Annotated in this window: 25 protein-coding genes; 13 read left to right on the top strand and 12 right to left on the bottom strand. The window is 65.0% G+C overall.

Annotation, left to right across the window (positions count from 1 at the left end):
• Positions 1 to 69: 69 nt before the first annotated feature.
• The 4 genes from C493_RS06445 to C493_RS23360 all read left to right on the top strand — a co-directional run bounded on the left by C493_RS06445 (position 70) and on the right by C493_RS23360 (position 2,240).
• The gene (locus tag C493_RS06445) at positions 70 to 1,428 is read left to right on the top strand and encodes a GTP-binding protein (protein ID WP_007258615.1); all 1,359 of its coding nucleotides are present in this window, start codon (positions 70 to 72) and stop codon (positions 1,426 to 1,428) included.
• A 12-nt stretch (positions 1,429 to 1,440) separates the two neighbouring features.
• Complete coding sequence (locus tag C493_RS06440; RefSeq protein WP_007258614.1) at positions 1,441 to 1,665, top strand: DUF7511 domain-containing protein; 225 nt, start codon at positions 1,441 to 1,443, stop codon at positions 1,663 to 1,665.
• A gap of 49 nt (positions 1,666 to 1,714) precedes the next feature.
• Entirely contained in the window at positions 1,715 to 1,972 is a 258-nt protein-coding gene (locus C493_RS06435) for a hypothetical protein (RefSeq protein WP_007258613.1), read from the top strand.
• Between the two features lie 115 nt (positions 1,973 to 2,087).
• Entirely contained in the window at positions 2,088 to 2,240 is a 153-nt protein-coding gene (locus tag C493_RS23360; RefSeq protein ID WP_007258612.1) for a C2H2-type zinc finger protein, read from the top strand.
• Positions 2,241 to 2,411: 171 nt separating this feature from the next.
• On the opposite strand, the gene C493_RS06430 is transcribed toward C493_RS23360, so the two are convergent.
• On the bottom strand, positions 2,412 to 3,695 hold the full coding sequence (locus tag C493_RS06430) for an NAD(P)/FAD-dependent oxidoreductase (protein WP_007258611.1): 1,284 nt from the start codon (positions 3,693 to 3,695) through the stop codon (positions 2,412 to 2,414).
• Positions 3,696 to 3,883: 188 nt separating this feature from the next.
• On the opposite strand from C493_RS06430, the gene C493_RS06425 reads away from it, so the two are divergent.
• Positions 3,884 to 4,834: a formyltetrahydrofolate deformylase gene (locus C493_RS06425; protein ID WP_007258610.1), complete on the top strand. Its 951-nt coding sequence runs from the start codon at positions 3,884 to 3,886 to the stop codon at positions 4,832 to 4,834.
• Between the two features lie 48 nt (positions 4,835 to 4,882).
• On the opposite strand, the gene C493_RS23355 is transcribed toward C493_RS06425, so the two are convergent.
• Entirely contained in the window at positions 4,883 to 5,041 is a 159-nt protein-coding gene (locus tag C493_RS23355; RefSeq protein WP_007258609.1) for a DUF7576 family protein, read from the bottom strand.
• A 173-nt stretch (positions 5,042 to 5,214) separates the two neighbouring features.
• On the opposite strand from C493_RS23355, the gene C493_RS06420 reads away from it, so the two are divergent.
• Entirely contained in the window at positions 5,215 to 6,027 is an 813-nt protein-coding gene (locus C493_RS06420; protein ID WP_007258608.1) for an enoyl-CoA hydratase/isomerase family protein, read from the top strand.
• A gap of 120 nt (positions 6,028 to 6,147) precedes the next feature.
• On the opposite strand, the gene C493_RS06415 is transcribed toward C493_RS06420, so the two are convergent.
• Positions 6,148 to 6,555, bottom strand: a complete 408-nt coding sequence (locus tag C493_RS06415; protein ID WP_007258607.1) for a DUF2267 domain-containing protein — start codon at positions 6,553 to 6,555, stop codon at positions 6,148 to 6,150.
• Between the two features lie 360 nt (positions 6,556 to 6,915).
• Between C493_RS06415 and C493_RS06410 the strand changes: the two genes are divergently transcribed.
• Both C493_RS06410 and C493_RS06405 read left to right on the top strand, forming a co-directional pair.
• The gene (locus C493_RS06410; protein WP_007258606.1) at positions 6,916 to 8,757 is read left to right on the top strand and encodes an amidase; all 1,842 of its coding nucleotides are present in this window, start codon (positions 6,916 to 6,918) and stop codon (positions 8,755 to 8,757) included.
• A gap of 260 nt (positions 8,758 to 9,017) precedes the next feature.
• Positions 9,018 to 10,325, top strand: coding sequence for an acetamidase/formamidase family protein (locus tag C493_RS06405; RefSeq protein WP_007258605.1), 1,308 nt, complete (start codon positions 9,018 to 9,020; stop codon positions 10,323 to 10,325).
• Here C493_RS06405 and C493_RS06400 read toward each other — a convergent pair.
• The 3 genes from C493_RS06400 to C493_RS06385 all read right to left on the bottom strand — a co-directional run bounded on the left by C493_RS06400 (position 10,322) and on the right by C493_RS06385 (position 12,392).
• Positions 10,322 to 10,642, bottom strand: a complete 321-nt coding sequence (locus C493_RS06400; RefSeq protein WP_007258604.1) for a ubiquitin-like small modifier protein 1 — start codon at positions 10,640 to 10,642, stop codon at positions 10,322 to 10,324. The genes C493_RS06405 and C493_RS06400 overlap by 4 nt on opposite strands.
• Before the next feature lie 277 nt (positions 10,643 to 10,919).
• Positions 10,920 to 11,135 (bottom strand): hypothetical protein, encoded by a 216-nt coding sequence (locus C493_RS06390; protein WP_007258602.1) that lies wholly within the window; start codon positions 11,133 to 11,135, stop codon positions 10,920 to 10,922.
• Between the two features lie 237 nt (positions 11,136 to 11,372).
• A complete protein-coding gene (locus C493_RS06385; RefSeq protein WP_007258601.1) occupies positions 11,373 to 12,392 on the bottom strand; it encodes a phosphoribosylaminoimidazolesuccinocarboxamide synthase in 1,020 nt (339 codons plus the stop codon).
• A gap of 272 nt (positions 12,393 to 12,664) precedes the next feature.
• Here C493_RS06385 and cofH point away from each other — a divergent pair, with 272 nt between their 5' ends.
• From cofH to C493_RS06370, 3 genes are all read left to right on the top strand, one after another.
• A complete protein-coding gene (cofH, locus tag C493_RS06380) occupies positions 12,665 to 14,053 on the top strand; it encodes a 7,8-didemethyl-8-hydroxy-5-deazariboflavin synthase subunit CofH (protein WP_007258600.1) in 1,389 nt (462 codons plus the stop codon).
• 187 nt (positions 14,054 to 14,240) lie between these two features.
• Positions 14,241 to 14,999 carry an SDR family NAD(P)-dependent oxidoreductase gene (locus C493_RS06375; RefSeq protein WP_007258599.1) on the top strand — a complete coding sequence of 253 codons (759 nt, stop codon included), beginning with the start codon at positions 14,241 to 14,243 and terminating at the stop codon, positions 14,997 to 14,999.
• A gap of 115 nt (positions 15,000 to 15,114) precedes the next feature.
• Positions 15,115 to 15,567 carry a nucleoside deaminase gene (locus tag C493_RS06370; protein WP_049889185.1) on the top strand — a complete coding sequence of 151 codons (453 nt, stop codon included), beginning with the start codon at positions 15,115 to 15,117 and terminating at the stop codon, positions 15,565 to 15,567.
• On the opposite strand, the gene cofG is transcribed toward C493_RS06370, so the two are convergent.
• The 4 genes from cofG to C493_RS06350 all read right to left on the bottom strand — a co-directional run bounded on the left by cofG (position 15,564) and on the right by C493_RS06350 (position 20,081).
• Positions 15,564 to 16,754, bottom strand: a complete 1,191-nt coding sequence (gene cofG / locus C493_RS06365; RefSeq protein ID WP_007258597.1) for a 7,8-didemethyl-8-hydroxy-5-deazariboflavin synthase subunit CofG — start codon at positions 16,752 to 16,754, stop codon at positions 15,564 to 15,566. The two genes, C493_RS06370 and cofG, sit on opposite strands and share 4 nt — an antisense overlap.
• Before the next feature lie 98 nt (positions 16,755 to 16,852).
• Positions 16,853 to 17,530, bottom strand: coding sequence for a 2-phospho-L-lactate guanylyltransferase (gene cofC, locus C493_RS06360; protein ID WP_007258596.1), 678 nt, complete (start codon positions 17,528 to 17,530; stop codon positions 16,853 to 16,855).
• A 176-nt stretch (positions 17,531 to 17,706) separates the two neighbouring features.
• Positions 17,707 to 18,885 (bottom strand): tubulin/FtsZ family protein, encoded by a 1,179-nt coding sequence (locus tag C493_RS06355; RefSeq protein ID WP_007258595.1) that lies wholly within the window; start codon positions 18,883 to 18,885, stop codon positions 17,707 to 17,709.
• Between the two features lie 275 nt (positions 18,886 to 19,160).
• A complete protein-coding gene (locus C493_RS06350; RefSeq protein ID WP_007258594.1) occupies positions 19,161 to 20,081 on the bottom strand; it encodes a complex I NDUFA9 subunit family protein in 921 nt (306 codons plus the stop codon).
• A gap of 106 nt (positions 20,082 to 20,187) precedes the next feature.
• Here C493_RS06350 and tmk point away from each other — a divergent pair, with 106 nt between their 5' ends.
• On the top strand, positions 20,188 to 20,793 hold the full coding sequence (tmk, locus tag C493_RS06345) for a dTMP kinase (RefSeq protein ID WP_007258593.1): 606 nt from the start codon (positions 20,188 to 20,190) through the stop codon (positions 20,791 to 20,793).
• Positions 20,794 to 21,025: 232 nt separating this feature from the next.
• Here tmk and C493_RS06340 read toward each other — a convergent pair whose 3' ends face one another.
• A complete protein-coding gene (locus C493_RS06340) occupies positions 21,026 to 21,256 on the bottom strand; it encodes an Lrp/AsnC family transcriptional regulator (protein ID WP_007258592.1) in 231 nt (76 codons plus the stop codon).
• Positions 21,256 to 21,975, bottom strand: a complete 720-nt coding sequence (locus tag C493_RS06335; RefSeq protein WP_049889184.1) for a potassium channel family protein — start codon at positions 21,973 to 21,975, stop codon at positions 21,256 to 21,258. Before C493_RS06335 ends, C493_RS06340 begins: the two co-directional genes overlap by 1 nt.
• Positions 21,976 to 22,094: 119 nt before the next feature.
• Between C493_RS06335 and C493_RS06330 the strand changes: the two genes are divergently transcribed.
• On the top strand, positions 22,095 to 22,325 hold the full coding sequence (locus tag C493_RS06330) for an Lrp/AsnC family transcriptional regulator (protein ID WP_049889183.1): 231 nt from the start codon (positions 22,095 to 22,097) through the stop codon (positions 22,323 to 22,325).
• The last annotated feature ends 207 nt before the right edge of the window (positions 22,326 to 22,532 follow it).

The raw sequence follows: 22,532 nt of genomic DNA, 5'->3' as shown, positions 1-22,532 counted from the left end.
TCCGTGCTTAATAACTTCTGTAGTGGAAATAATAACTACTATTATCCCCCACTCCATATTGATAACCGAATGCCCGACAACTCGACTCCCGTCACGGTACTCTCCGGCCTCCTCGGCGCCGGGAAGACGACGACGCTCAACCACGTGCTGCGTGCGAGCGACGAACGAGACCTCGCCGTGCTCGTCAACGACATGGGCGAGGTCAACGTCGACGCCGAACTCGTCGCCGAGTCCTCGGATATCGCGGACGAGGACGAAGAGCTGATCGAACTCTCGAACGGCTGTATCTGCTGTGAACTGCGCGGCGACCTGCTCGACGCTATCGGCGGACTCACCGCCGCCGACCGCGAGTTCGACGCCATCGTCGTCGAGTCGACCGGCGTCGCCGAACCGCTGCCCGTCGCCCAGACGCTGACGCTCGGGTTCGACCAGTCCGACCTCGATCCCACCGAATTCTACGAGGAAACCGGTATCGAGCCCCTCGAGGGCTGTCACCTCGATACGACCGTCACCGTGGTCGACGCCCACCAGTTTCGGACCGCGATGGAGTCGGACGAACTGCTCGACGACGACGGCACCGAGAAACACCTCGGCGACCTCGTCGTCGAACAGGTCGAGTTCTGTGACGTCCTCCTGGTGAACAAGTGCGACCTCGTCGACGAGGAGACGCTCGAGGAGATCGAGTCGACCCTCGAGGTGCTCCAACCCCGCGCGGAGATCGTCCGCACCGAACACGGTCGCGTCGACCCCGACGCGATCGTCGACACCGATCGGTTCGACTTCGAGGCGGCGAGCCAATCCGCTGGCTGGATTCGAGAGCTCCAGGAGCCCCACGCCTCGGCCGAGGAGGAACACGGCGTCACCTCGTTCGTCTTCGAGGCCCGCCGGCCGTTCCACCCCGAACGCTTCGCCGACCTGCTCGACGAGTTCCCCGACGCCGTCGTCCGCTCGAAGGGGCATTTCTGGCTGGCGAGCAGCGAAGACGAACGAAGTGAGTCTTCGAAGAAGCGAGCGGGAGGGAATAAACCCGTGAGCCGCCAAGACCAGGCCCTTACGCTCAACGTCGCCGGTCAGTCGATCCGCGTCGGCCCCGGCGGGCGATGGGTCGCCTCGCTTCCCGAAGACGAGCGCCGCGAACACCTCGCCGAGAATCCCGAACTCGAGGCCGCCTGGCACGAACGGTGGGGCGATCGCAACGTTCGACTCGTCCTGATCGGCACCGAGATGGACCACGAATCGCTGCGTGGCTCGCTCGAGGACTGCCTCGTGACCGACGCGGAACTCGAGGCCGGTCTCGAGGGGATCGAAGATCGGTTCCCGACGTTCGAACCGCCGGAAGAAGACGTCGATGAAGACGACGACTCCGCGGCCGACGCGGCCGCCGACCAGGATCGCTCGGAGTCGGAGGAACTGGGTATTGCCGACTGAGCGACTCCCACGATGACAGACCGAAACACCGACGCCGAACAGCCGACCCCACCGCCGCGGCCGGATCCCCAACCCGCAGACGGGGATCTCTCGCCGTGTTACAAGGCCTATATCGAGCGAAACGACCACCGCCCGGACGTCTGTACGATCTACTCGGATGCCACGCCGGGCGACGTCGAAGAGACGTGGATCCGCGCCCGCGGGTCGGCGTTCGTCAGTCGAGAGGAGTGTCGATAGTCGAGACGCCCGCCAACTGCCGCTTTCCACCACACCATCCACACCACAGATGTCCACTGCATTCCAGACCGCCGTCAAATCGAACGTCCACCACACGCAACGCCGCGACGCCATCGACCGGTTGATCGACGACCGCGAACTGACGAACCTCTCGATCCTCGTCCAGATGGGCGGACTCCGCGGTGAGTTCCGCCGACGGGCACTCGAGGGGTTGGCAGCGTGCAACGCGACCGACGAACTCGAAGAACTGGCCGACGATACGACGATCGACGCGTCGCTGCGTCGGCGAGCGGCCGATCTCGCCTGACTGTCCGACCGCGAGCGACGCCCCGTCAGCGAGCCTCGAGCCGCCCCGGTCTCTCCGGCCGGCGATAGTCCGGACGTGTTTTTTGTCGCTGCTCGTTGCAGGCGTGACCGGAACTATGTCCTACAGCTGTGCAACCTGTGACGAATCGTTCCAGTCCGCGGCGGGCGTCACCCAGCACGTCGCGCTCCACCACAACACCTGTGCCGTCTGCGACGACTCGTTCGACGAAACGGACGAACTCCGCGAACACGTCCACTCGAGTCACTGACGCGCCTGATCCGAGTGGGACGTCGGTCTCGCGCGGACGGTTGTTCTTTCGCCGCTGGACTCATACTGTCGGACAGCAGTCAGTGCGCAGTCGGGCGCGAATTCGCGGTCGGCTCCGACGGCGACGACCGCAGTCGCGCGACCGAACGTCAACTCGTGCTGTCCGGCAGTATCAGCAGTCGCAGTACTCGGGCTCACAGCACTCGAGGTCGTCGAGGAACAGCCGCTTCTCTCGGTAGACCTCGAGTGACTCGGCGTCGACGTCGAGTCGCTCCGCGATCGTCTCCGCGACGACGGCGAACCGCTGGCGGAACTTGTAGATAAAGCAGAACTGCTGGCCGTCGTGGGCGACCTGCGGACCGCCCAGGAAGAGCCCGGGCGTCTCGGTGGACTCGTCGCGGTTCGTGAGCGCCGGGAACGCGCCGTCGAACGCGAACAGGTCGTCGACGACGGCGAGACTCCCCTCGAAGCCGGTCGCGAGCAACGGGGGCGCCCGCGACCGAAAGACGTCGCCGTCGGTCGTTCGGACGACGTACTCGTCACCGCCGACGGGACCTCGCTGTTCGCGTTCGATACCCTCGGCGCGCGCGCCGGAAACGAGATCGAGCGGTCGCCCCTCGCTGAGAGCCGACTCGAGTCGCTCGGTTGTCCGCGGCGAGAGCACTTCGCTGGGATCCGGGCTGCGATACTGCCACGGTCCGTCGTCGTCGAGGACGGTGACCGAGACGCCGGCTGCGGTGAGGGCGAGCGCCGCGTCGATGCCGCTCTCGGCGCCGCCGACGATGACGACATCGTCCGTGACGGGGCCCGCAACGCCGGCACCGTCGGCCGCGATTCGTGGCTCGTCGACCGCGTCGCTCGAGTCGCGTTCGCCGGCGTCTTCGGCACCGCGCTGAGCGACCCACCGTTCGGCGTAGGTTGCCCACGAGTCGACCGTCGACACGTGGACCGCGTGTTCGGCGCCCGAAAGCGAACCGTCAGCAGGATACTGGTACTGGCCCGCAGCCCAGATAACGTAATCGGCGCTGATCGGTCCCTCGCCGGTCTCGAGGGTGAAGCCGCCCGCCTCGCCGGTCGCGTCCGATCGATCGCCCTCGACGCCGTCGGGAACGACGCGTTCGACGTCGACGTCACCGTAGATCGGCAGTTCGTGGAACGCCGCGACGGCCTCGAGGTAGTCGGCGTACTGGTCGCCGGTCGGGTGTTCGCAATCCAGCGCGAGCGCCGGCGACGTGTCGGTCGTGACCGCGTTCAGGTCGCGCACGCCGAAGGCGTTGCCGGGAAACGACGGCGTCAGCAGGCGCATCTCGTCGGGCCAGTGCCGAAACGAGGCGCCGATGCAGTCGCGCTCGAGAACGGCGTATTCGATCTCGAGACGCTCGAGTGCGACTGCGATGCCGATACCTGCGGGACCGGCGCCGACGATCGCAACGTCAAGCGTTCGTGGGAGCGTCATGGGGGTTAGCAGTAGTGCACCCATTATTAATAAAGCTAGCACGTTAGATAACAATTGGTGTTAATCATAGTGGGTATATTGCCATCATCCCGTTCTCAGCACCATCGACGGAAAGCAGGACTTTTGACTCCCGATAGACTGAAATCCGTAGTGATGGATCTAACTTCGCTCGAGCGGAGGTGGCTGCGATGACGACCGATATCACCGAGATTACCGTGATCGGAGACGACGACACCGGGCTGGTCGCCCGCGTGACCAGCCTCCTCTTCGAGCGCGGCGTCAACATCGAAGACCTCGATCAGGCGGTTCGCGACGGCGTCTTCCGTATGTATCTCGCCGTCGACACCTCCGAGATGGTCTGTACCGAGGCGACGCTCCGCGAGGACATCCAGGAGCTCGGCGACGACCTCGACCTCGACGTGCAGGTGCGGTTTCCCGCCGACCGCGAGACCCAGCGGATCGCCGTCCTCGTCACGAAAGAGAGCCACTGCCTCGAGGCGCTGTTCGAGGCGTGGGCCAACGACGAACTCGGCGCCGACATCGGCGTCGTCGTCGGGAACCACGACGACCTCCAGCCGCTGGCCGAACACTACGACGTTCCGTTCCACGACATCGGCGACGAAGGCGGTCAGCAAAACGAGGATCAGCTCCTCGAGTTGCTCGAGGAGTACGACGTCGACCTGATCGTACTCGCCCGCTACATGCGGATTCTCTCGCCGAACGTCGTCTTCCGCTACGAGGACCGGATCATCAACGTCCACCCCTCCCTGCTGCCCGCCTTCCCGGGCGCCGAGGCCTACCGACAGGCCGTCGAGGAGGGCGTCCGCGTCGCCGGCGTCACCGCCCACTACGTGACGACCGACCTCGATCAAGGGCCGATCATCACCCAGCGGGCCTTCGACGTACCGGACGACGCCGACACGGCGGAGATGAAACGCCGCGGCCAGCCCCTCGAGGCCGACGCCTTACTCGAGGCGGTCAAACTGCACCTCAACGGGGACGTCTCGGTGCACCGCGGACGGACGACGGTCCGCGAGAACGGCGCCGACTACCAGCTCGGCCTCCCCGAAGAAGCCGACGAGTACACCCCGGACCGACCGGTCGACGGTATCGGCGACGTCGTCGCAAAGAAACAGTAGGCGTCGGTCGTCAGTTCGACCGGCTCGTCGCTATTTGTCTGTCTCGACTCACGGGTTCCAGTCGCCGAGGCAATCGTCGTCACAGAAGTACTCGTATTCGGTCTGTCCGTCCTCGACAGTGGTAACGACGCGCCGGTCGGTGGTCGATTCTACCGGATCGCCACACTGTCGACACTCGATCGCGTCTTCGTCCGTCGAATCAGCCATTGAGTGTTTGATAGAGGGTAACACACTTGAGCGAACCTGTTGCGGCGGTATCGGCCAGAGCGTATGAACTGGAGAGTAGTCACTCGCCACGAGTACCGATCGAACTGTGTTCTGTTCGTCGCGATCGATTCAGGGTGATAATTATCACGCTGCGCGACGAATCGCGAACTCACATGGCATCAGATGCGTCATCGACCGACCAGTCTTCGGCCGTCGAAGTCGACCGCGACGGGTACGTAGGCCGGATCACGCTCGCTCGCCCAGAGGCGATGAACACGTTCAGCACGGCGCTCGCCCAGGGGCTCGACGACGCGCTTCGTTCGCTCGAGGAAGCGTCCGACGTGCGAGCGATCGTCGTCGACGGTGCGGGCGAGACGTTCTCGGCCGGCATCGACCTCTCGGAGTACGACGACCACGAGACCGAATCGGAGTACGAGGAGTGGGTCACTCGCATGGAGGACCCGTTCCACACCGTCACCGAGATGCGAACACCCGTGATCGCCGCGGCCCACGGCCACGCGGCGGCCAACGGAATCGGTCTGGTCGCGGCCTGCGATCTGGCCGTCGCCGCCGAAGGGACGAAGTTCGGGGCGACGGCCCCGAAAGTCGGCCTGTTCTGTATGGGTCCGGCCGTCCCGCTGATGAAGTCGCTCACCAGAAAGCGGTGTCTCGAGTTGCTCCTCACCGGCGACCTGATCGACGCCGAGACTGCCCTCGAGTGGGGGCTACTCAACCGCGTCGTTCCGGACGGGGAGCACGTCACGGCGGCGATGGCCCTCGCCGAGACCGTGGCGGCGAAGAGTCCGACGGCCGTACAGATGGGTAAAGCGGCGTTCTACGAGATGGTCGAGCGGGAGTACGGAGAGGCGCTCGACTACTCGAACGAGCAGTTTGCGGCGCTCTGTGCGACGGACGACGCACGCGAAGGGATCGAAGCCTTCCTGCGAGGCGACACCCTCGATGCCGACGACTGGCCCGAACGGTGACCGCGCTGTAGCGACCGCATCGCGGGCTCTTCGGTACCGAGTAATCGGTGGTGAAAACGGCGGATTCCGGCGGTAAACGCTGGTTTCGCGGCTCTGAACGAGACGGTAGCGATCTGGCGATCAGATTTGCTCTGGGTCGACCGTCACGTCCTCGAACAGCGGCTGAAGCTCCTCGTCGAGCTGTCCTTTCAGGTTCTCGACCTCGCCGTCGGTCAGCGCTGCGGCGACCGCGTCGGTGACGGCTTCGGCGAACTGCTCGGCGTCGTCTCCCTCGACGTTCGTCTCGTGGAGGTGCTCGCCGACGCGGTCGACGAACTGGTCGCGGTCGTAGCCCGCGCCGTCGTGGCCCGTATCCTCGAGGATGGACGCGAGTCCGTCCGGAAGCTGCGCCGCGACGTCTTCGGCTTGCCCGCCGGTCAGCGTCTCGCCGAGCGTGGCGAGAACGGCTTCGCTCGCCGCCTGCGCGCTGTCCATCGACTCGAGGTGGCCGTCTTCCTGTACGAGCGAGTAGAACTCGTTTTCCTGCATACGGCGACGTTCGACGGACGGCGGTTTTGGGATTTGGCTCTCAGTTGGAAGGGTATCGAACGCCGACGCTCGAAGCGCCTATCGAACGTCGCACGCCCACGGTCGGAGACGTGACTCGCCGACGAGCGGTCATGGAGAAACGACCGCGACATAGTGTCAACAGACAGTCATATTGGTGCCCTGTGCCACTTCCTCAGGTAACTCATCCAGTGACTAGATAAACAGTGAAACTGACTAAATGTCCAGTCTGATATGATGTTGTAGGTGTTAGTTGAGGTCATGTGGAGTTGGAATTGTAATACTGACCTTCCACAGAGAATTTATTACTATGTTTCACTCACGAACTTCTGCTGACAAAGAATGAACGGAGAAAATGAAACTACGCTGACAGCGGACGAAAGCGGCTCCATCTCCCTGAGCCGCCGTTCCGTCCTCGGAGCTACCGGAGCCGTCGCCGTCAGTGGACTGCTGGCCGGTCTGGGCGGCGCACGTACTGCGGACGAACTCGATTTTATCGACGCGACCGCCCTGGAGATTCGGGAGGGGTACGAACGTGGCGAATTCACGGCGAAAGCGGTCGTCGAGTACTATCTCGACCGGATACACGAGTACGAAGACGCTCTACAGGCCGTTATCTCGATCAATCCCAACGCCCTCGAGCGGGCCGCGGAACTCGACGCCGCGCTCGGGGTAGAGGACTCCCCGTCCAATCCAGGAGGCGGGCCTCCCTCCCACGCCGAGGGCAATCCACCGGCTCACGCCGGCGGCGGCTCGCCTTCCGGCGAACTGGTTGGTCCGCTTCACGGGATTCCCGTCCTCGTGAAGGATAACGTCAACACCGACGATATGCCGACGACCAGCGGAACGGTCGCGATGGCGGATTCAATCCCGGCCGAGAGCGCGACCATCGTCGAACAGATTCGCGAGGCCGGCGGCATCGTCATCGCGAAGGCGAACATGGACGAGTTCGCGTTCGGCTACTCCTCGTCGAGTTCGCTGGGCGGAACGGTGTACAATCCGTACGATCTCGAGCGAACGGCGGGCGGCTCGAGCGGCGGGACCGGCGCCGGAATCGGCGCGAACTACGCGCCGCTGGGGATCGGCACCGACACCGGCGGCTCGGTTCGTGTCCCGTCGCTTGCGAACAACCTGGTCGGTCTCCGGCCGACGAGGCAACTGGTGAGCGGGGACGGCGTCTCGCCGCTACACTCGAGCCAGGACGTGCCGGGGCCGATGACGACGACGGTGGAAGATGCGGCGCTTCTGACCGACGTCCTCGCAGGGGTCGATCCCGACGATCCGCTGACGCTGGAAGCCGACGGGAAAACGCCCCACGCAGCGGGTGGCCAGTACACCGACTACCTGAACGAGGACGGCCTCGAAGGGAAGCGAATCGGCGTCTATAGCGACTGGATGCCGGACGAAGATGAGGCGGATATCGCCGCGCTGTTCGGGGAGGCGATCTCCGATATCGCGTCCGCCGGCGCGACCGTCGTCAGCGGTCTCGAGCCGCCGTCCGGTTCGTTCGTCAGCGACGCGTACCGCGGGAACCACACGCACATGGACTGGAACGACTACCTCGAGGGTATCGCCGAGTTCGACGACCTCGAGGAACTCGCCGCCTCGGGAGAACTCGAGTCCTGCGGTATCACGAGCAGCCTGGAACTGTCCGACGACGTCGACGAACTCGCGGAGGATCTCGACTTCGTACAGCCCTTCTACGAACAGCGAGACCTTCAGCACTACGTGCTCAGACAGGTACACGAGAACGATCTCGATGCGATCGCGTACCCCGGGAACTGGGACGTGCCGCCGGCCGAGGGGCGGGGGAGCTGGGGGCCGGCCAACCTCCACCTCTCACCCGTCCTCGATTGGCCGTCGATCGTTCTGCCGGTCGGCTTCACCGACGACGGTGCGCCGGTCGGAATGGAGTTCCTGGGACGAATGTGGTCCGAACCGACGCTCTTCGAAATCGCGTACGCGTTCGAGCAGGTCTCCGACAACCGCGAGCCGCCGGCTGATTTCGGACCGGTCGATGGGACTGACGTCGACTGGGACGCCGACGCGATCGAAGCGTGGAACGACGAGCGCCCCGTCTACAACACGGTCGAAGGCTGCGGCGTCTCCGGTGTGCGCGCGACGAACGCCGATCGACCGGGGACGGAGGGGGTCGACACGTCTAATCTGCCCGCCGATCGGTGACGCCACCGGCTCTGCTCGGCAGTAGCTCCCGAATCCGATGACTCGGCACCCCTCCGGGCGCCGAGTGTTCCCGTTACTGGCCGTCCTTATCGGCCGCTCTCGCCGTCGGCGACGCCGGGCCGACGAACGCGGTCGTCGAATTCGGATCGATCCATCTGCGCCCGCCGGGCCGACGCGTTGCTTTCGGATCGTTGAACGGCGGACCTACCGGCTCCGCGCACAGTAGCCTTATCGCCGCCTCCGCCGTAGATTGGTATGGCATGTCACAACAGGAAGTCCAACAGGAGCTGTTTGTCGACCAGTACACGCTCGGGCTCGTCGGTCCCGATCAGGAGTGGGCGGGAACGGTCGCCGACGGCGGAACGATCGAGACGTACACGCCGCCGGGCTGTTGGGGTCCGATGGTGACTCCCGAGTTCCGCGGCGGCCACGAGGTCACGCGGCCGATTCGCGTCGAGGGTGCCGAGGTCGGCGACGCCGTCGCGTTGCACATCCGCGAGGTCGAGGTGACGAGCATGGCGACCAGCACCGGGTCGATGGCCGAGCGCGAGGACGCCTTCGGCGACGATCCGTTCGTCGACCACCGTTGTCCGGAGTGTGGGACGGAGTGGCCGGAGACCGTCGTCGAGGGCACCGGCGAGGAGTCGATCAAATGTGCGGAGTGTGGCGCCAACGCCTCGTCGTTCGGCTTCGAGTACGGCTACACCGTCGCGTTCGACGACGACCACTCCGTCGGGATCACGCTCGACGAAGACGCCGCCCACGAACTCGCAACGGACGCCGACGAGGTGATGGACATTCCCGAGAACTCGCGACAACACCCCATCCTCCTCTACGAACCCGGCGAGATGCCCGGCACGCTGGGCAGACTCCGTCCGTTCGTCGGCAACGTCGGCACGACGCCGCCGACCACGATGCCCGACTCGCACAACGCCGGCGACTTCGGCCAGTTCCTCATCGGCGCCGAACACGACTACGGGATCGAGACCGAGGCCGACCTCGAGGACCGGACCGACGGCCACATGGACGTCTCACAGGTTCGGGCGGGCGCGACGCTCATCTGTCCCGTCAAGGTCGACGGCGCCGGCATTTACGTCGGCGACCTCCACGCGAACCAGGGCGACGGCGAACTCTCCCTGCACACGACCGACGTCAGCGGCACCGTTCGAATGGACGTCGAAGTGATCGACGGACTCGAACTCGACGGGCCGATCCTCCTGCCGAACGAGGACGATCTCCCGTTCATCAGCAAGCCTTACAGCGACGCGGAACGCGACGCCGGCAGCGACCTCGCCGCCGAACACGGCGTCGACCTCGAGGACGATATGGGACCGATTCAGGTCATCGGCTCCGGCGCGACGGTCAACGACGCCACCCAGAACGCCTTCGACCGCGCGACGAAACTGCTCGACATGAGCGAGGGCGAGGTCCGCTCGCGGTGTACGTTCACCGGCGGCGTCCAGATCGGGCGGCTACCGGGCGTCGTCCAACTGGACATGCTCGCGCCGTTGGGGGTGCTCGAGGAGCGCGGAATCGACCATCTCGTGCGCGAGCAGTACGGTCTCTAGACACGGCTTCGAGCCGACCGCTCGCACGCTCGCTCTCCCGTCCGTTCGCCCTCTCGCGAACCGCCCTGAACCGCCGGCATCAGCGCCAGCGACGCGTCGTCCGAAATCGGCGCCTCGAGTTCGGCGCGCTCGCCGTCGACCGTCACGCGAACGCTCGCTCGGATCGCCCCGCGGTCGTCGTAGAGGTACTGCTCGGCCCGCGGGTACGCGTCGGCGAACGCGTCGATCGCGTCCGCGACGGTGTCGCCCGCGAACTCGAGCCCCACCGTCTTCGAACCGGTCGCAGCGCGTAGCGGTCCGTACACCGTGATTTCCATGCCGATAGAGACGTCCTCTCGGGAGAAAGACCCTCGCCTCGATCGCGGCCGTTCGATCCGAATTCGGGTATCTCGAGTTCGTTCGAACCCACTCGACGCGAACGAGCCCTGTCGCTATTCGGCGATCGATACGGTCCCGAAAAAGACGCGTCGAGACGAACCGACGTTCATACTGCTGGACAGCAGTCAGTGAAACGTCGGTCGCGAATTCGCGGCCGTCACCGTTGGAGACGGCCGCAGTCGTACGACCGACGGTGAATAGTTCTGTCCGGCAGTCTCAGTCGTCGCTCGGTTCGGCGGTTTGGGCGGCAGCGGCGTCCGTCGCCGGCGTCCGCTGGTAGTCGTTCCACGAGGAGGAGACGAGCGGTGCCACGGCGAACGCGATCATCGCGATGACGAACACCGTCAGCATGACGGACGCGACGGCGGCGATACCGAGGGTTGGCTCGAAGGGGACGATGCTTGCGACGAGACCACTTGATGCGAGGGACATAACCTGTCTAGTACGGGTTTTCCGGCCCCGAATATGAGGGTTACTTTTCACGCACTGGATGTGACGTGCTAGCAGAATACAGTAGTGCGAACGAAATCCCGACACGGGAGGGCGACGACGCGAATACGCTGGAACGGTACAATCGTACCAGTATTCGGAGATATCGTCGGTCGATCTCGAGCGTTCGTCGGAACTGAACGCCCGGACTCGCCGCCCGTCGATCGATCCGGAATCGAACTACAGTCGCTGAACCGCGCCGATCGCACTCGAGAGCGGCGGCGCCTCGAACAGCTCTCGGCCGGTGTAGGCGTTGGCGCCCGAACAGTAGAGATCACGGGCGACCTCGATGACGTGGTCCTCGAGGGGCTCCGGCGAGGCGTCACAGAGAGACTTCCAGTCGGCGACGTCCTGTGCTTTCGCCTCCGCCTTCGCGTCGTCGACGGCGCCGACCCAGTCGGGCTGGGTGCGTTTGTGGTGCTGGCGCAACACCTCCTTCGAGAGTTGGACGCCCTCGTAGCTAAAGCGGTTCTCGTCGAACGTGCCGACGACGTCCGCGACGCGGATCTCGCCGTCGAAGTACAGACACTCGATCTTCCCGTCTTCGTGGGTCAGCCCGTTGGTCTCCGCCTGCTCCGTGACGATGCGGTTGACCTCGCGGGCGATCGACTCGAGGTCCTCGATGGCGGCTTTGCCGGCGATCTCGTCGGCCTCCTCGCGGTCGAGTTGGCGGTCGCTTTCCTCGTACTTCGTTGTGAACTCGACGATCGGCTCCTCGAGGTCGACGGCCTCGTCGGGCCACGCTTCGTGGTCGAGTCCGTGATCCGCGGGCTCGGTCCGCGAGCGGAGACTCGAGCCGACGGGGACGCGGTTCCGGAAGACGATCTCGAGCGGAACCAGGTAGTTCTCGCCGGCGGCCGCGTGATACTGGTCGTAGTCGTAGGTCCGGCCCTCGTTGGGGAGGGCTGGCACCTGCGTGAGGTCGATCGCCATCTCCCAGGGCGGCGACGCGGTCTCCTCGAGGGGAACGATCTCGCCGTCCTCGATGACGCCCCGGTAGTGGGTCGGGACGCCCTCCGACTCGAGGAGTTCGAAGTTGAACGCGCCCATCGCACAGAGGCTCGCGCCCTTATCGGGAATGCGGTCGGGCATCTGCCCCCAGTCGAAGACGGAGTAGGCGTCGGTGAAGGCGAACGCGCCCTCGCCGAGTTCCTCGTCGGTCGCTTCTTCATCGATGCGAAACTCCTTGACGCTCGTCATGCGAGACACCTCGAGACGTGTCCGGCGCCGCCGTTCATATCTCAGTTGCCGTGGCCGGCCCGTAAGAAGGTTTCAGTATCGGGTCGGTCGTCGATCCCGTCGCCGGCGACGATCGGTGGCAGCGCGAATCGCAACGGTCGAAACGCCTGTCGTACTCGCAGCCGAACCTATTCGCACCGCTAAACCCACCCGTAACGCATACGTGCGTTATGTGCGCACACGTAACAAATAATCCACCATCCTTTTCTCGTTGTACTGAAATTGGTACGTCGATGGAGCGACCGGTGACCGAGGCCGACCTCACGTTCGACCACACCCCCGAGACCGAAAGCGACCAGTCCTTCGAGAACGCCCTCGAGAAGGCCCGCGCGGGCGACCGACTCACGGTCGCCGACGCGATCGAACTACTCACGACCGGCACGGACGTCGACGGGATCGACCGCCGCCGCAAAGAACAGGTGCTCGAGGCCGCCGACCGCCGCCGCGCCGACGTCGTCGGCGAGGAAGTGACCTTCGTCGCGAACCTGAACAACAACGTCACGACCGCGTGTAACGTGGGCTGTCTGTTCTGTAACTTCAAGGACGCCGCACACACGTTCGAGGCGGACGCCGAGGTCGAGACGGCGGGCTTTACGAAGACCCCCGAAGAGTCCCGCGAGATCGTCGCCGACGCCGTCGAGCGCGGCATCTACGAGGTGACGTCGGTCTCCGGCCTCCACCCCGCGTTCGCACTGGACGACGAACACCGCGAGATCCTCGAGGCCCACCCCGAACCGAAGGAGATCAACTACAAACCGCCGGAACGGTACGCGACGGATCCCGGCACCTACGTCGAGCAGATCGCGGCGATGAGCGTCGACGGGGTCCACGTCCACTCGATGACGCCCGAGGAGGCCTACCACGCCCGACGGGGCACCGACTGGTCCTACGAGGAGGTGTTCCGCCGGCTGCGGGAGGCGGGGCTCGATACCGTCCCCGGAACGGCCGCCGAGATCCTCGTCGAGGAGGTCCGAGAGGTCATCTGCCCCGGCAAGATCGGCACTGAGGAGTGGCTCGAGGCGATGGAGGCCGCCGCCTCGGTCGGTCACGGACTGACGGCGACGATCATGTACGGACACGTCGAGAACGAGGCCCACCGCGCGATGCACCTGAAACGCCTTCGTGACCTCCAGGAGCGCGTCGACGGCGCCATCTCGGAGTTCGTCCCACTCTCGTTTATCCACCAGAACACGCCGCTTTTCGAACACGACGTCGTTTCCGGCGGCGCGAGCGTCGACGAGGACGAACTGATGATCGCCGTCTCGCGACTCTTCCTCGACAACATCGATCACGTCCAGTCGTCGTGGGTCAAGTACGGCGACGAGCAGGGGCTGAAGATGCTGAACTGCGGCGCCGACGACTACATGGGCACGATCCTCTCCGAGGAGATCACGACTCGAGCGGGCGGCACGCACGGCGAGTTCCGCTCCTTCGAGGACTACGTTGAGATGATCACCTCGATCGGTCGCGTACCGGTCGAGCGCTCGACGGACTACGAGCGCCGCCGCGTCGTCGACCCCGACGAGCCGCCGTTCGGGCCCGAACTCGGCCCGAAGGCCGACGGCACGCCGCTGCTGACCGAGACCGAGCGCGCGGATCGAACGCTGGCGGCCGACGACTGATACGGATTCGTGTCCGTAGTTACCGCGGATCGGCGAACCGTCCCGGCCGATCGGCGGTAATTGATGACACGAATCCGTATGACGGCGCGTCTGTTCCGTCTACGTTTTCACCGGCCGACAGCCCGGCTGCTCCCTCGAGCGCTCGCCGCGTCGAATAATTTATACAACGCCTCGAAATGGTATGAGTATGCGACTCGAAGGCAAGACAGCGATTATCACGGGAGCAGGATCAGGGCTCGGCCGCGAAGCAGCGACGCTGTTCGCCAGCGAAGGGGCGACCATCGTTGCCGCCGATATCGACCTCGAGGGCGCCGAAGAGACGATCGACCTGGTCGAGAAAGCGGGGCAAGACGGCGCCGCGATCGAACTCGACGTCCGGGACGCCGAGGCGGTGCAGGCGGCGGTCGACGAGACCGTCGCCGAGTACGGACTCGATATCGCGGTCAACAACGCGGGCGTCAGCCACCAGCGCGCGAACGTCGAGGAGATCGACGCCGAGGAGCGCGACCGGGTGATCGACGTCAACGTCAAGGGCGTCTGGAACGGCTGCCAGGCGGTGATTCCACACTTCAAGGAGCAGGGCTCGGGTGCGATCGTCAACACGTCCTCGCTGGCCGGCGTCATCGGCGCACCGCAACTGGGCGCCTACTCGCTTTCGAAAGGCGCGGTCGCCAACTTCACGCGGACGGTCGCCGCGGAGGTCGGCCCCGCCGGGGTCCGGGCGAACGCGGTCTGTCCGGGCGTGACGGACACGGCGATGCCCCGAAAGGGCAAGACGACGGCGGAGTGGGAACAGACAAAAGAGGAGATGGCGCGGTACTATCCGCTGAAACGACTCGGCGAACCCGAGGATATCGCCAACGCGATGCTCTTTCTGGCGAGCGACGAAGCCGCCTGGATCACCGGCCAGGCGCTGGTCGTCGACGGCGGCTTCTCCTGTGCGTGAAAGCGAACGGGTCGAGACTACGACGGGTCGAGACGCCGCTCGCTCGACCATCGCCCCGCGAGAGCCAGCAGGGCCCGGAAGAAATCGTTTCGGTGCCGGCGACGAAACGGACGGTATGGCTACCGACGAGGACTACGTCCGCGACGCGATCGACATCTCCCGACTCGCCGTCGAGCACGGAAACACGCCCTTCGGCTCCCTGCTGGTCGTCGACGATTCGGTCGTCCGAACGGCCGAAAACACGACCCGGACGGACGACGATATCGCAGCCCATCCCGAGTTCAAACTGGCTCGGTGGGCCGCGAGCGAACTCGAGGCGAGCGAGCGCGAATCGTGTGTGATGTACACCAGTACGGAGCCGTGTCCGATGTGTGCGAGCGCCATCGTCTATGCGGGGCTCGGACGGGTCGTCTACAGCGTCTCAGTCGACTCGCTCGCGGCGCTTCGGGAAGACTCCGTTATCGAAATTCCCTGCGAGGAAGTGATCGAGCGGAGCGGCGGATCGACGACGGTCGAGGGACCAGTCCTCGAAGACGAGGGACTCACCGTCCACGAAGCGTTCTACTAGCGCGAGACGGTGGACGTCCCGGTCCGGAGCACCGCTCGGTACCGCTTTCCGGCCTCGTCGTCGGCCTCGAGCGCCTCACGGATCGTCGGCGAGAGCCACTCGCGGTCCGCGCCGGGATCGTGACCGCCGGCCGCGCCCGCAGTCCCGTCGGCCGCCACGCCGTCGAACCCGTCGGTCCGCAGGTCGTCGGTCAGGAACCGTTCGTAGACGGGGAGGCGTTCGCCGAGCGGGAGGTCGGCCGAGGCGGAGATCTCCTCGAGTTCGCGCAGCGCGGGCCACTCGTAGTCGGGGTTGATGTGGTCGTCGGTGACGGGCGAGACGCCGCCGAGGTCGTCGACGCCGCAGTCGATCAGGTCGCGAGCGGGGGCGAGGTTCGGCGGCACCTGCACCGAGATCTCCTCGGGGAGGGCGGCGCGGGCCATCGCCGTCACCCGACGCATCGTCTCGAGGTCCGGCGAGCCGTCGGACCAGCGTTCGTTGTTCACGACGGGCTGGACGATCACTTCCTGGATGTGGTCGTAGCGGTCGTGCATCTCGCGGATCGCGAGCAGACTCTCCGCGCGGTCGCGCCAGGTCTCGCCGATCCCCACGAGGATTCCGGTGGTGAACGCGACGTCGAGTCGCCCCGCGTTCTCGATGGTTCGCAGCCGCTGGCCCGGCGACTTCCGGCGGGGTCCGGCGTGGGCGCCGACCTCGGCGGTCGTCTCGAGCATTACGCCCATACTGGCGTTGACGTCCGCGACGGTTTCCATCTGTTCGAGCGTCTGATCGCCCGGATTCGCGTGGGGGAGCAGTCCCTCCTCGAGAGCGACCTCGCAGGCCGCTCGCAGGTAGTCGTGGATGGAGTCGTACCCCCACTCCGCGAGTTGGTCGTGGACCTCGGTGTAGCGGTCGTCGGGGTCGTCGCCGAACGTGAACAGGGCTTCCGTACAGCCCGCGTCGGCGCCCGTCCGGCAGATCTCCCGGACCTCCTCGAGGGAGAGCAGGGAGGCCTGTCCCGGCGGATCGAAGTACGTACAGTAGGTACAGGTGTACCGACAGGCCGTCGTCAGCGGCACGAAAACGTTTCGCGCGTAGGTCAACTCCGCGGGCGCCGCGACGTCGGCCGGCATCACCTCGAGGAGCTCCGCGACTGCCGTCTCGTCGACCGCGATCTCGACGCCGTACTCGCTCGCCCCGGGAAACATTACCGATCACTCCCGGCGCTCGCCACATAAGCGCTTCACTTCGTTCGACCGACTCGATCGACGCGCGAGCGGTCGGTCGGCCAGCCGCCGGGCGCGGACTACCGCGAACTGGTCGACCCTTCGAGTCGTACCGCACTCACCCGACCGTCGCTCCGGTCGAGGTCGAATCCCAGTTCGCACAGACACGCCGGCGTGCGAGCGGTCTCGTCGCCGTGGACGAGCACCTCGACGAGGTCGTCCGGCTCGTCGACGTCGGTTCCGAGTCGGAAGGAGTCGATCGTCTCGAGGGTCGCGCCGGCCGTCCGGGCGAGCTCGCGGTGGTCGAGGTACGAGGCGCCGTGGTAGTCCACCCGGAACTCGGGGTGGCGAACGACGAGGGCGTTCGTTCCGCCACCTCGACCCGGCGCGATAGCGACGTCGGCGTCGCTCGACCAGAGCGTCTCGAGGGCGGCGGGCGTCGTCAGCGCGAGGTCGGCCATGACGACCGCGACCGGATCGTCGCCCTGGGTCTGTGGCAGGCGCGCGTTGACCGCCGCGGTGAGCGGCCGGTCGTCGACCGTAACCGACGTTTCCGCCTCGACGGTCGGATCAACCGCGAGGCCGCGGATCTCGAGCGGCGCCGTCGCGACGACCGTCGGCTCGTGGCCGGTCTCGACGACCGCGTCCAGGACGTCCGCGAGCATGGCTCGAGCGAGTTGCGACCGCTCCGCGGGTGCGAGAACGCCCGCGAGTCGAGTCTTGGGATCGCTCGCGGCGAACGGAACGACGACCTCCATTACGTGGGCCTACTCACGACGTCCCCAAAAACACGTCGACCCCGTCACCCCGACGCGACGCGTTGCGCTCTACTCGAGCGGGCCCAGCGCAATCGCTCGTCGGTCGACCGCCGTCGTGCCCCCCGACACGAACGGGCGCGGCCGCTGGCGCCGTACTACCGCAAAGAAAGTCGAGCCTAGAAGAGGGGCTCGAGTTCGTCCTCGTCGTCCTCGACGAGTTCTTCTAGATTCTCCTCGCTTTCGGCCTGGATGTCGTCGATGTTGTCCTGGGCCTCGATCGCGACCTGCTGGAGGCGCTTGATTCGGGGAACGTTCGTGACGCCCGAAAGCAAGATTGCCGCGGCGACCTCCGGTTCCTCGCGGGGGTAGTCGCCGCCGCGGACCTCCATGCTGCCGGTTTCCTCTTCGAGCCACTTCCGCCCGCGCTCGATGCCTTTCCGGTTCAGATACTCCGAGGGACCGGCGAGGACGAGCAGCGCGCGCTCGGTGCCTTCGATCTCACAGGGCAGCGTCAGTCGGCCGAGTGCGGCCTTGCGGACGAGGCTCGTGATGCGGTTGGTCGTGTTCGCCGCGTCGAGGTCGTCGTCGCCACCGCTTTCGCCGGTGAACCGGGAGAGGAGTCCGCCGCCGGTGTTGAGTTCGACGTCCTCGCTGGCGAATCCGACCGTGGAGACGCCGCCGCCCGAGAGCGTGTTGATGATCTCCGAGGAGTCGACGACGCTTTCGGCCACTTCCTGGCCGTCGCCGACCTCGCCGGCGCCAAAGAGGATGCCAAAGCGGCGAACGATCTCCTCGTTGATCTGGTCGTAGCCGCCTTCGACGGACTCGCCGGTCTGTCGCCACGAGTCGTTGTCGAAGACCATCAGATTGTCGACCTCCCGAACGAACGTCTGGAACGAACGGGCCGCGTTGAGCGTGTAGATGCCGCCTTCGTCCGTGCCCGGAAGCACGCCGAGACCGTAGACGGGAATCGTATAGATCCGCTTGAGATGTTTCGCGAGAACGGGGGCGCCGCCGGAGCCGGTCCCACCGCCCATTCCGGCGACGACGAGGAACGCGTCGACCTCGTGGGTCGGGATCGCGTCGATCGCGTTCTGTACCTCGTCGATGTCTTCCTCGGCGATTTCCGCGCCGAGCTCGTTGTCTGCACCCACACCGTGGCCCTTTACGCGGGCCTGTCCGATGAGGACGCGATTCTCCTGTGGTATATTGTCCAGGCCCATGAGGTCTGCTTTCGCAGAGTTAACGGCAATCGCCGCGCGGACGATTCCGCTACCCGTCCGATCGTCGTACTCGAGGAATCGATCGACGATCTTGCCACCGGCCTGTCCGAATCCGATCATCGCCAGCTTCATTGTTTGTCAGGGGGCTCCGTTGGATTGGTAACAGAGTGATCAAGGACATAAATCTTTTGTTGAGGTGAATTTCAGTTCTTCTTCAGTGTTGCTAAAACCGCAAGCGGGCACCGGGTTGACCCAAAGACTGATAATTTCCTGATAAGTTGTAATCGAGAGTTGACTAACGCTTTATAGTAAAGCTTTGGGCCGACTGGTTCACGGATAAATCGGGTCGGATAATCGGCCTGTGTAAATGCGCCGTCGGGCGCGACTCGAGCGGGCGGCCGTCAGCCTCACGCCGAGGTTTGCTGCGATGACGGGGGCCTGTCACGTCTGACGCCGAGATACGAGCCGAACGTCGTGAGTTCGTCCTCGGAAACGCCGAAGGCGTCGACGTCGTTGGTGACGACGGTGTTGTTCGACTCGAGCGAGCGGGCCTGGTCCGCGCCGAACGGGAGAAACGGCACCGGATCGATCGCGGACAGTCCGAGTTTCGTCACGGCCATAGGAATCGGCAGGATCGTGACCGACTTCCCCTCGGCTTCGTAGGCAAGTTTGGTCGCATCCGCGAGCGTGACGATCTGCGGGCCGGCGAGTTCGTACGTCTCGCCGACGTGGCTCTCGTCCGTGACGGCATCGGCGAGCATCGGGACCAGATCGCCGACCCAGATCGGTTGAAACTGCGTCTCGCCGCCGCCCGGCAGCCCCGTCACGTACGGCGTCGTCACCTGCTTCGTGAACTCGACGAACTCGGCGCCGTCGCCGAAGACGACCGACGGACGGACGATGGTCCACTCGAGGGACGACTCGCGGACGACGCGTTCGGCCATCCCTTTCGCCCGAATGTAGTCGATTTCGCTGTCGGTGTCGGCCCCGAGCGCGCTTATCTGGAGCAATCGGTCGACGCCGTGTTCTTCGGCCGCGCGGACGAGGTTCTCCGTTCCGCCGAGGTGGACGGTCTCGTGATCGAGGCCGTCCGGCGGCTGGTACAGCGGCGAGAGCGAGACGAAATTGACGATTGCGTCGTGGCCCGGGACGGCGTCTGCAATCGAGTCGAACGAACTGACGTCGCCCATCGTGCGGTCGACTCCCGCGGGGAGGTCGGCACCGCTCGGATCTCGAGACAGCGCCGTGACGTCGTGACCGCGCTCGTGGAGTGCCGTACAGAGGTTCGTACCGATAAATCCGGTTCCGCCGGCGACGAGGACCTTCATACGCGAAAGATACAGTCCGAGCGATAAATAGCTGGGCGCCTCCGTGGTTTGGCACTCACGGGACGCGATAGGTTCTTCTAAGTAGTTCTCTCCACGAGAATCGACCATGCTCGTCACGCTCGAGGGACTCGACGGCAGCGGCAAGACGACGGTCTGGGAGGCCGTACAGGAGCGCTACCCCGACGCCGTTTTCACCCGCGAACCCACGAACGACTCCTGGTACGGCGACGCGGTTTACCGTTCGATCCGCGACGACGACGCCGACTCGCTGGCCGAACTTTTCCTTTATACCGCCGACCACGCCGACCACCTCACCCGGAAAATCGAACCGGCGCTCGAGCGCGGCGATCTCGTGATCTCCGATCGCTACTCCGACTCCAGATTCGCCTACCAGGGCGCGACCCTCGACGCCTACGACCGCCTCGCCGTCGACGACCCCCTCGAGTACGTCGTCGACGTCCACGAGCCCTTTACGATCGCCCCCGATCTCACGCTCTATCTCGACGTCGACCCCGAGACGGCCGCCGAACGCGCGGGCGCGACCAACAAGTTCGAACGCGTCGACTACCTCGAGTCCGTCCACGACAACTACGAGCGCCTCCTCGAGCGCGACCCCGAGCGGTTCGTTCGCATCGACGCGACGCAGGAACCGGAGGCCGTGCTCGAGACGGTCGAGAACGCGCTGGCCGACGTGATCGGCGACGATTATTGAAAGACGTACTCGAGCAACTGATTTATCGGCCGGGAGCGCGACTCGAGCACCGCGAGAGGCGCGCGATCCGGGGAAGGGCAGGCTGTCACATCGCTATTGACCGCGAGTGAGCGCAGCAAACGAGCGGGCCGACGACTGACCCGGAACGCAGTGGAGGGGAAGGAGGAGTGCTTTTAATCGAATTTTTGCCGAGGGTGCGCCTTCGGGGCACCCGCAGCGCAAAACTTCGTTTCTAGTCCATCGCGATGTACGTCTGCGTATCCTCCACACCGTTGATGCCCTGAATCTGGGTTGCCGCGATCTCCTTGACGGCGGCGGGCGTTTCGACCTGTGCCTTGGCGATGATATCGACGTCGCCGGCGACGATGTGGGCCGATTCGACGCCCTCGATGGTTTCGATGCTGTCTCTGAGTCGGTCCGCCTCGCCGGTGTTCGCCTTGATCATGATAAATGCCGTAACCATCAGTGGACACCTCCGGTACCGGATGTCGCTCCCGAACCCGCGTTCGCGGCCGCTTCCGCCGTCGATTCGCCGACGAGGAGTTGTCGGACCTCGCTCAGAACCGCGAAGTCTGCGAGGACGACCAGTCGGTCACCGTCCTCGAGCGAGAGGTCTTCGTCTGGAAGACCGAGGTCCTGATCGCGTTTGCCGAACGCGAGGACGGTCGCGTCGGCGGGAAGTTGCAGTTCGCTGATCGTGTAGCCGTTGACGGGAGCCGCGTCGGTGACTGTCAGTTCGACGACCTGCAGGTGGGGTGCGATATCCGCGACGGCGCGGATCGTCCCGCCGAGCAGGGCGTTTTTCGCGCCGATGGCGCCGAGGCGTTCGGGGTAGATCACCTCGTCGACCTCGGCGGCGTACTTGCGGTAGATTCCCTCGCGGTAGGCCTCGTCGATGCGCATGACAGTCCGACAGCCGTAGTGGTTGGCGATCATACACGCCGTGAAGTTGGCGTTCAGGTCGCTGGTCAGCGCACCGAACACGTCGGCGTCGGAGAGGCCGGCTTCGAGGAGGAGTTCCTCCCGAGAGCCGTCGCCCTGAATGATGGGAAACTCCTGATCGCGGGCGCGACGGACCTTCATCTCGTCTTGCTCGATCAACGTCACTTCGTGGCCTTCGTCTCGGAGGACGCGCGCTGTACGCAGACCAACCCGTCCGGCCCCGATTATCACGAACCGCATACACCGCAGTACGCTCGCCCCCATCAATAATCTTGTCCCAAGTTACCACACGACGATGTATGCGCGACGTCCGACGGGCAAAGGCTTTAGTCATGCCAGAGAGTACCACGCAAGGAACGATGGTTCACGCGTTTATTATGGTTAAAACGGCCGCCGGAAAGTCCGAGGGGCTGCTCGCGGCGATTCGCGACCTCGAGTCGGTCGCCGACGCCCACATCGTCGCGGGCAACTACGATATTATCGCCGAAGTCGACGCCCCCGAAGTTTACGACGTCCTGTCGGCGGTCTCCTCCGGTGTGCAGGGACTCGAGGGCGTGACGGAGACGAAGACGTACATCGCGATGGACTAGAGACGAACTTTTACGCTGCGTGCGGTCGCTGCGCGACCGCACTCGGTAAAATCTTCAAAAGAGCGCGAGCGCTCTTTTGGACCTCGCGGGATCTTCGATCCCGCTCAGCTTCGATGAAACGCTCTTCTGTAGGAGATTGTTGATACTGCTCAGCTGTCGCTGTGGAATCGAAGAGAGCAAGGACACCGCGTCAGCGGTGTCCGTTAG

Origin of the sequence: Natronolimnohabitans innermongolicus JCM 12255 (assembly GCF_000337215.1) — an archaeon.
GTDB lineage: Archaea > Halobacteriota > Halobacteria > Halobacteriales > Natrialbaceae > Natronolimnohabitans > Natronolimnohabitans innermongolicus.
This window is presented reverse-complemented; position numbering and strand designations above follow the sequence as displayed.

Bases quoted from the DNA above. Each gene is read 5' to 3' on its own strand.
- tmk (WP_007258593.1), top strand. From the start codon at position 20,188: ATGCTCGTCACGCTCGAGGGACTCGACGGCAGCGGCAAGACGACGGTC.
- C493_RS06335 (WP_049889184.1), bottom strand. From the start codon at position 21,975: ATGCGGTTCGTGATAATCGGGGCCGGACGGGTTGGTCTGCGTACAGCG.
- C493_RS06400 (WP_007258604.1), bottom strand. From the start codon at position 10,642: ATGGAAATCACGGTGTACGGACCGCTACGCGCTGCGACCGGTTCGAAG.
- C493_RS06430 (WP_007258611.1), bottom strand. From the start codon at position 3,695: ATGACGCTCCCACGAACGCTTGACGTTGCGATCGTCGGCGCCGGTCCC.
- C493_RS06410 (WP_007258606.1), top strand. From the start codon at position 6,916: ATGAACGGAGAAAATGAAACTACGCTGACAGCGGACGAAAGCGGCTCC.
- C493_RS06445 (WP_007258615.1), top strand. From the start codon at position 70: ATGCCCGACAACTCGACTCCCGTCACGGTACTCTCCGGCCTCCTCGGC.
- C493_RS06370 (WP_049889185.1), top strand. From the start codon at position 15,115: ATGGCTACCGACGAGGACTACGTCCGCGACGCGATCGACATCTCCCGA.
- C493_RS06440 (WP_007258614.1), top strand. From the start codon at position 1,441: ATGACAGACCGAAACACCGACGCCGAACAGCCGACCCCACCGCCGCGG.
- C493_RS06340 (WP_007258592.1), bottom strand. From the start codon at position 21,256: ATGGTTACGGCATTTATCATGATCAAGGCGAACACCGGCGAGGCGGAC.
- cofC (WP_007258596.1), bottom strand. From the start codon at position 17,530: ATGGAGGTCGTCGTTCCGTTCGCCGCGAGCGATCCCAAGACTCGACTC.
- C493_RS06420 (WP_007258608.1), top strand. From the start codon at position 5,215: ATGGCATCAGATGCGTCATCGACCGACCAGTCTTCGGCCGTCGAAGTC.
- cofH (WP_007258600.1), top strand. From the start codon at position 12,665: ATGGAGCGACCGGTGACCGAGGCCGACCTCACGTTCGACCACACCCCC.
- C493_RS06415 (WP_007258607.1), bottom strand. From the start codon at position 6,555: ATGCAGGAAAACGAGTTCTACTCGCTCGTACAGGAAGACGGCCACCTC.
- C493_RS06385 (WP_007258601.1), bottom strand. From the start codon at position 12,392: ATGACGAGCGTCAAGGAGTTTCGCATCGATGAAGAAGCGACCGACGAG.
- C493_RS06425 (WP_007258610.1), top strand. From the start codon at position 3,884: ATGACGACCGATATCACCGAGATTACCGTGATCGGAGACGACGACACC.
- C493_RS06355 (WP_007258595.1), bottom strand. From the start codon at position 18,885: ATGAAGCTGGCGATGATCGGATTCGGACAGGCCGGTGGCAAGATCGTC.
- C493_RS06405 (WP_007258605.1), top strand. From the start codon at position 9,018: ATGTCACAACAGGAAGTCCAACAGGAGCTGTTTGTCGACCAGTACACG.
- C493_RS06435 (WP_007258613.1), top strand. From the start codon at position 1,715: ATGTCCACTGCATTCCAGACCGCCGTCAAATCGAACGTCCACCACACG.
- C493_RS23360 (WP_007258612.1), top strand. From the start codon at position 2,088: ATGTCCTACAGCTGTGCAACCTGTGACGAATCGTTCCAGTCCGCGGCG.
- C493_RS06350 (WP_007258594.1), bottom strand. From the start codon at position 20,081: ATGAAGGTCCTCGTCGCCGGCGGAACCGGATTTATCGGTACGAACCTC.
- C493_RS23355 (WP_007258609.1), bottom strand. From the start codon at position 5,041: ATGGCTGATTCGACGGACGAAGACGCGATCGAGTGTCGACAGTGTGGC.
- C493_RS06390 (WP_007258602.1), bottom strand. From the start codon at position 11,135: ATGTCCCTCGCATCAAGTGGTCTCGTCGCAAGCATCGTCCCCTTCGAG.
- C493_RS06375 (WP_007258599.1), top strand. From the start codon at position 14,241: ATGCGACTCGAAGGCAAGACAGCGATTATCACGGGAGCAGGATCAGGG.
- cofG (WP_007258597.1), bottom strand. From the start codon at position 16,754: ATGTTTCCCGGGGCGAGCGAGTACGGCGTCGAGATCGCGGTCGACGAG.
- C493_RS06330 (WP_049889183.1), top strand. From the start codon at position 22,095: ATGGTTCACGCGTTTATTATGGTTAAAACGGCCGCCGGAAAGTCCGAG.